At 67.8% G+C, this 6000-nt stretch carries 6 protein-coding genes and 1 tRNA gene; 3 read left to right on the top strand and 4 right to left on the bottom strand.

Going from position 1 to position 6000, the window contains the following annotated elements; genetic code table 11:
• The first annotated feature begins 435 nt into the window (after positions 1-435).
• Positions 436-508, top strand: a tRNA-Ser gene (locus ACFYXK_RS26125).
• 775 nt (positions 509-1283) lie between these two features.
• Here the strand turns inward: ACFYXK_RS26125 and ACFYXK_RS26120 are convergent.
• Positions 1284-2018 carry a hypothetical protein gene (locus tag ACFYXK_RS26120; protein WP_389413300.1) on the bottom strand — a complete coding sequence of 245 codons (735 nt, stop codon included), beginning with the start codon at positions 2016-2018 and terminating at the stop codon, positions 1284-1286.
• 177 nt (positions 2019-2195) lie between these two features.
• Between ACFYXK_RS26120 and ACFYXK_RS26115 the strand changes: the two genes are divergently transcribed.
• The gene (locus ACFYXK_RS26115; protein ID WP_389413299.1) at positions 2196-2366 is read left to right on the top strand and encodes a hypothetical protein; all 171 of its coding nucleotides are present in this window, start codon (positions 2196-2198) and stop codon (positions 2364-2366) included.
• A 383-nt stretch (positions 2367-2749) separates the two neighbouring features.
• On the opposite strand, the gene ACFYXK_RS26110 is transcribed toward ACFYXK_RS26115, so the two are convergent.
• Positions 2750-2959, bottom strand: coding sequence for a hypothetical protein (locus tag ACFYXK_RS26110; RefSeq protein ID WP_389413298.1), 210 nt, complete (start codon positions 2957-2959; stop codon positions 2750-2752).
• Positions 2960-3201: 242 nt separating this feature from the next.
• On the opposite strand from ACFYXK_RS26110, the gene ACFYXK_RS26105 reads away from it, so the two are divergent.
• Positions 3202-4278 carry a DEAD/DEAH box helicase family protein gene (locus ACFYXK_RS26105; RefSeq protein ID WP_389413297.1) on the top strand — a complete coding sequence of 359 codons (1077 nt, stop codon included), beginning with the start codon at positions 3202-3204 and terminating at the stop codon, positions 4276-4278.
• 175 nt (positions 4279-4453) lie between these two features.
• On the opposite strand, the gene ACFYXK_RS26100 is transcribed toward ACFYXK_RS26105, so the two are convergent.
• Both ACFYXK_RS26100 and ACFYXK_RS26095 read right to left on the bottom strand, forming a co-directional pair.
• Positions 4454-4588 carry a hypothetical protein gene (locus ACFYXK_RS26100; protein WP_389413296.1) on the bottom strand — a complete coding sequence of 45 codons (135 nt, stop codon included), beginning with the start codon at positions 4586-4588 and terminating at the stop codon, positions 4454-4456.
• Between the two features lie 82 nt (positions 4589-4670).
• A complete protein-coding gene (locus ACFYXK_RS26095) occupies positions 4671-5768 on the bottom strand; it encodes an alpha/beta hydrolase (protein WP_389413295.1) in 1098 nt (365 codons plus the stop codon).
• Between the last annotated feature and the right edge of the window lie 232 nt (positions 5769-6000).

The following is a 6000-nucleotide window of genomic DNA, read 5'->3' as shown; positions in this document are numbered from 1 at the left end:
AGCCAGAGCCGACCCGAAGAGCCGGGGTCCTGCGCTTCGCTCCGGACTGGTTCGGGGTTTCGCTTCGCTCCACCCCGAACGGCCTGCTCCGCAGGGGCCTGGATGACCCCGTTTCACGGGGTCCGGGCCTACGGCCCGTTGGGGTGAGTCCGCTCCGCTCCCCCACCCCGTCCTTCCGGCTCCGCCTCCAGGACCAGCCCGCTCCGCGGGCAGCTGGCAGCTGGGGGTGGGGTTATGCCGCGGCCGGCTCCTGGCCTGCGGAGCTCCCTGGGCCGGCCAGGACGGTGCTGGACGCCTCCTGCCCCTCACCAGTGCAGCTGTAGCCGATGACGAAGTCCACTGTCATCTGCATGCCGATCCCTGCCCAGTCGGCAGGTGCAGGCTTACCAGGACCGGCCCCGCCATCCAGGGCGGTAGGCTGTTCGCGCCGCGGCGGGGAAGGTAGCGCAGAGGTCGACGCACCCTCTAGCTAAGAGGGAAGACGCTGGTTCGAATCCGGCCCACCCCGCCGCGCGCACTCTCGGCATGCTTCATTCTGTGAGTTGGATTGAAACTGGAAACCCGTGCTCGCACCCCTCCGAGTGGTGGGAGGTCAGCTACTGTCGCGGATCGGTGGAACTGCACACCACCCAACCAACCTGCACAACCAGGACCCGAACCCGGTGTTGGGGACCAGGCGGCTGAAGTGGGGGGCTCACGGTGGACCGCAGCCACGTTCCCGCCCCACACCGCCAGACGCGCACGGACATCCGCGCTCACACCAGTCCGCGCAGGCGTCCGGGCCGACAGACGCCCCTCACCCCGGGCCACCGACAGCCAGTTCCACACCGTCCGCTCGGACACGCCCAAAGCCGAAGCAGTCAACCGCACATGAGCAGAAACGAGTTCACCGCGACCATCGAGGGCCATCAGGCGCGTGAGTGCCGCCTCCCGCCCGACGACGGCCGACGCCACCCACTCAGCGAAGCAACCGGGACCGTCTTCAGCCATCAGCCCCTCCCGCCGACGCCCATGCCCGTCCCGGAAACGCTGTCCACGGCCACACACCCCACACCGACACGCCGGGCCACACCCCACCAACGAGTGACGACCACAGCGAGCCGAACCGTCAGGCCCTCACCCCAAGCCCTTACACACGCGACAGCCAACCTTCAGCGGGAAACGACACCGGCGTTCAGTAGAAAAACGACACCTCACAACCCACCCACCAGGCAAAACCCACCCTGAAAGCTCTGCCGCCAACCACTGCAACTCACACGTCGCCCATCACGCAGAAAGGCGCCTTACGAGTTGAATACAGCCGCCTTCAATCGGGCAATATAGTCATCGACTTCGGTCGGATTATATCCCGACCTGCCGATACGAGGAAAATCGGATGGTGTCGTCAAGAGAAATGTTTTCAGTTGCTCCATATCGGCCATGGCAAGCTTCTTTACCTCGGCTACATAACGATCGACTGGGTGCACTGAATAGTTCATGTCGAATTCTGGGTGCCCGTACACGAAGCGCACAGGCACCGAGTTGAGAAGCTCACGCCCTTGACGTTCTCGGCGACGCCGATCGGCTTCGGCAACAAGTTCGGCCTCGTACCTGGCGGCCTGGATCGTTGCCTCCATGTCACGCGCGGAGTGGACGACGGACAACACCTGCACCTTCTCCTCTAGTTCTGCCACTCGGCGCAGGGCATCCTCAAGCTTCTCCTCCAAGAGGGCGACCCGGTTCAGGGCCTCGACCAGCGGGTCGTAGGCAGCAGCCCCTCTTTCCGCCTTCGGACGAGCGTTGTTCACCCGATGCCAAGCTCTGGTCCAGGCAGCCTTGTCACCGCCGCAGATACGTACGAGCTCGTGGAGGGTCCCCTCCTGGGGAAAGCTCGTCCCTCTCGCAGCAGCCCGCACCGTGTTGGGCGCCAGGCCGGCAGCACTCGCGACCCGCTCCATGGTCTTGCCGCTGTTCAGGATCATCTCGTTGAGCGCCTGGGCCAACTGCTCAGGCGTACTCACCGTGTCCGGGCCAACCATGTCTCCCCCTCAGAGCTCCTCAATCCTGCGCAGATCGTAGGAAACTGAGGAGCCTCCCACCTGCGGTTTCAGCAGCTTGATAAGGGATCACGGCAACAAGGATCAGTTCTCCGCATCTTGATCCACACAGCCCCTGAGATGAGCGCACAAGCACTCGCACACCTCACGGAGGCGCTCATGACCTGGTCCGATCTCTGCAGCACCCTGCTCACCGGCCTGCTGGAACAGCTCCCGTCAACCGCGATCATGACCGTGGTAGGCACGGTCATCGCGTACCGACGACGCCAGAAGCCCAGTACTGAGGAACAGCGCGAAGCCGCGAACAGCAACACGGAACGTGCCGACTGACCCCTGGCCGGCGGTCCCGCCCAGGGGCCGCCGTCTCAACGCCGACCCCGCCGCTCCCGCCGCCCGCCCCGCCGACTCCCAGACGGCCACCAGCTGACCGGCCCCTCGGCAACGTTCTGGATCACGTCGCCGGGGTCACCTGCGATCTGCCGGTTTCATGTCAGTACACGACCTGCGCGCCTACCGCCCCATGCCCCCAAAAAAAGCACCGCCCGATGCCAATGAGACGAATCCGAGCACCACCTCCACCAGCACAAACGGCACTACTTGACACCATGTCACTGACACCCCCCACTGATATAAGGGCGGCGCATCGCAGCTGATCATGCGACAGCTTCCGCAGCTGCCCGGCCTCCAGCGTCCGGTGCGCGGCCCGGAGCGCCTCACCGAGCCGGAGAAGGCTGTCCGCTTCCTCGGGCCGGCGGCGGGGCGGCCGTCACGGCCGCGAGCGTCGGTTTCCGCAGCGCTCCGATCGCGGCAGCGAGCTGCTTGTCGCCGGCCTCGCGGGCCTTGGCCACGTAGGCGTCGCGGGCCGCGGCGAACTCCGACGGCCGCAGCCCGTACAACTCCAGCGCCACCGACTCCACGTCCATACCCGGAAGTCTCCCGCTACCGCCCCAGCCCGGCCGACACCCTCCAGGACACCGCGCGTCGGCCAGCCACACAGCGCCAGCAGCTGACACACGAGGGCCGCGCGCAGTGGGCCGGGGGCAGACACCGCCGTGGGCCGCCCGGCTCCAGGCTCACAAACAGCGCCGACCGCCCTGTCGGGCCACCACATCGGCAGCTCCGCCTTCTGACAAGGACAGGTGCAGGCACCAGGGACAATGACCCGATGGCTACCGAGCTTCGTCCTCACCAACGAGAAGCCGTCGACGCAGTCCTGCGCGCTCTGGATCTGCCCGCGACCCGTGCCGTTCCAGTCCACGGGCTTCGAACTCAGGTGATCATGGCAACCGGCTCCGGGAAGACAAGGGTGGCGGCAACCAGCGCGGAGGAGCTCCACGCGGGCCGTGTGCTGGTGTTGGTGCCCTCGCTGGACCTGCTCGCCCAGACGGAGGCCGCGTGGCGCGAGGGCGGCCGCCGGGGCCCGATGATCGGGGTGTCCTCGCTCCGGGGCGAGGAGGTGTCCTTCCCCAACACCACAGACGTGAGCGAGCTGGTGGAGTGGACCCGGGCTCTGGAGAAGGTCACCGTCTACGCCACGTACGCCTCCCTCGGCCTGGGCACCTTGGAGAAGGCACACAACGCCGGCCTCGCGGCCTGGGACCTCATCGTCGTGGACGAAGCGCACCGGACGTCGGGCCGGATCGGGAAGCCGTGGGCCGTCATCCACGACAACACCCGCATCCCGGCCCTGCGCCGGCTGTACATGACGGCCACGCCGCGGATGTGGCAGCTGGGAGACGATGAGGAGGCCGGCTCCCCCGGCGAGTTGGTCGCGAGCATGGACGAACACCCGGACAGCCCGTTCGGCAGCCGCTGCTACACCCTGTCCCTCTCCGAGGCCATCGACCGGGGCATCTGCGCTCCCTACCAGGTCGTCTGCGTGGACGTCACCGACACCCAGCTCCAGGCTGCGCAGCTCCTAGGCGCCGAGGCTCGCTCCGACGCGGTCCGCGGGGCCCGCATGGCAGCCCTGCAGACCGCGCTGGTGAAGGCGTCGGCAGAGGAGGGCTTCCGCAGGACGCTGGTCCTCCACCACGTCGTGAAGGAGGCTGAAGCGTTCGCGGCTGGCCTTCCCCCACGTCGCCGAGCAGCTCCACGCCAGCGACCCGGAGCTGTACCCGGCCACAATCTGGGCCAACTGGCTGTGCGGCGACCACAAACCGCTCCACCGCCGCCGCGTCCTGGCCGACGGCGGGGAAGGTGTTCCCGGACCGGGGTGCCCGCGCGGCCGCCTGCCGACTAATGAGCGCACCCCCGGCCCCCGCTTGGCTCCACTGCGGACACGGAGCCGATCCTGTGACGGACCCTGTCGGCTGCACGGGCGTTCATGTCGACGGCCACACCGGGTGCCTCGCCCACATCACCGCGCCTGACCGCCTTGGCCGCCGCGCGCCTTCACGTACGGACGCAGCCGGGGATCAGGCACTGCGGGGGCGGTAGACGCGCACCGTGCGCTCGGCGACGGCCAGGCGGCCGCCCGCCAGGATCATCGTGCGGGTGCCGCCGTGGCGGTAGCGCAGATCGGTGATGGCGACCAGGCGGCCGCCGGCCAAGACCTGGTCCCCGACGCGCAGTGGGCACGTGTCCCATCCTCTCTGATGGCTCACATTCGAGCGGCAGAGACGTCGGAACGGTTCACTTCGCGGCGACCGGGCCGCGCATCCGGTCGCTCATCCACTTCAGGTCACCGTTGAACAGGGTGTCCGTGTACTTGTAGCCGTCGTGGCCGCCCTCGAAGGAGGTCACCTTGGTCTCGATCGGGCCCTTGGTGATCTCCTGGCGGAGCTTGTCGAGCGCCGCGACCTCCGCCTTGGGCTCCTTCGTGCCCATCAGGAAGGAGATCGACACCTTGTAGCCGGTGGTGGGACCGGTCGCCGCCGAGGGCGCGGGGCTGTTCTTGGGCTTGGGGCTGGCCTTGGCGCTGCTGGACGGGCTGCTCGAGGGACCGCCCGCGCCGCCGCTCTTCTTGATCAGCTGCTCGGCCAGCCAGGCCGGGCTGTTCTCCTGCTTCTCCTTAGGGTGGCCGTTCCACAGCGGGGAGTCGGGGGCCGCATCGGGCCCGCCGGCGATCGCCACGCTGAACCGCTCGGGGTACTGGAGCACCATCTTCATGCCCACGTAGCCGCCGGAGGAGGAGCCGAAGAAGCCCCAGCCCTTCGGGTCGGCGTAGGTGCGGAAGTTCTCCCGCACCAGGTCCGGGACGTCGTCCGAGATCCAGGTGCCCATCTTGGGCTGCCCCGGTATGTCGCTGCCGTCGTAGTAGGTGTCCTTGTTGGCGTTCAGGACCGGCATAATCACGATGAAGGGCAGGCTCTCGCCCTTGTCGGCGGCCTCCCCTATCCGCTCCTGAAGGCGGAACTCCTTGGAGAAGAAGTAGTTCGTCGGGTAGCCCACGGCACCCGGAAGCGCCATCAGGACCGGGAAGGCGCTGTTCTTGTACTCGGGCCGGTCGTACTGTTTCGGGACCCAGGCCCACACCCGGCCGGTGAAGCCGGACTTCGCCCCCTTCAGGTCGACGTGCACCACCCGCGTCCCGTCCGCCAGCGTCCTCTGCGGGTCCCACGTACGCGGGTTGGTCGGCATCCGTACGTCACTGGCGACCTTGGTCTCCCCCGGCTTCGCCGACTCCTTCGGGGCAAAGGAGACGGGATCTCCGTCGCTGGAGCAGCCGGACAGCGCGGCGACGGCGGACAGGACGAAGGCCGCGCAGAGCGTGGCGGAACGGTGTTTCACTCGGACTCCGGCGCAGACTGAAGGATCTCGAACGCGGTCTCGAACGGACCTCGCAGGTAGAGATCGATACGGCCACATTTTGGTTCCATCGAAGCGCCATGAGGTTCGTCAGGGCGCGACCCGCTGCAGAACCGTGCGGGTGGCCGGGCCATAGGGGCCCGGGGGACGGCGGCGACGGCCGCCGCGACGGTGGACCGGCCGAGAGGATCGGACACCGGAGATAAGCAAGAGC

The sequence above is a fragment of the Streptomyces sp. NPDC002209 genome, assembly GCF_042890265.1.
In the GTDB taxonomy this organism is placed as follows: domain Bacteria; phylum Actinomycetota; class Actinomycetes; order Streptomycetales; family Streptomycetaceae; genus Streptomyces.
The sequence above is the reverse complement of the archived record's forward strand: the minus strand, read 5'-3'. Positions and strand labels throughout refer to the sequence as shown.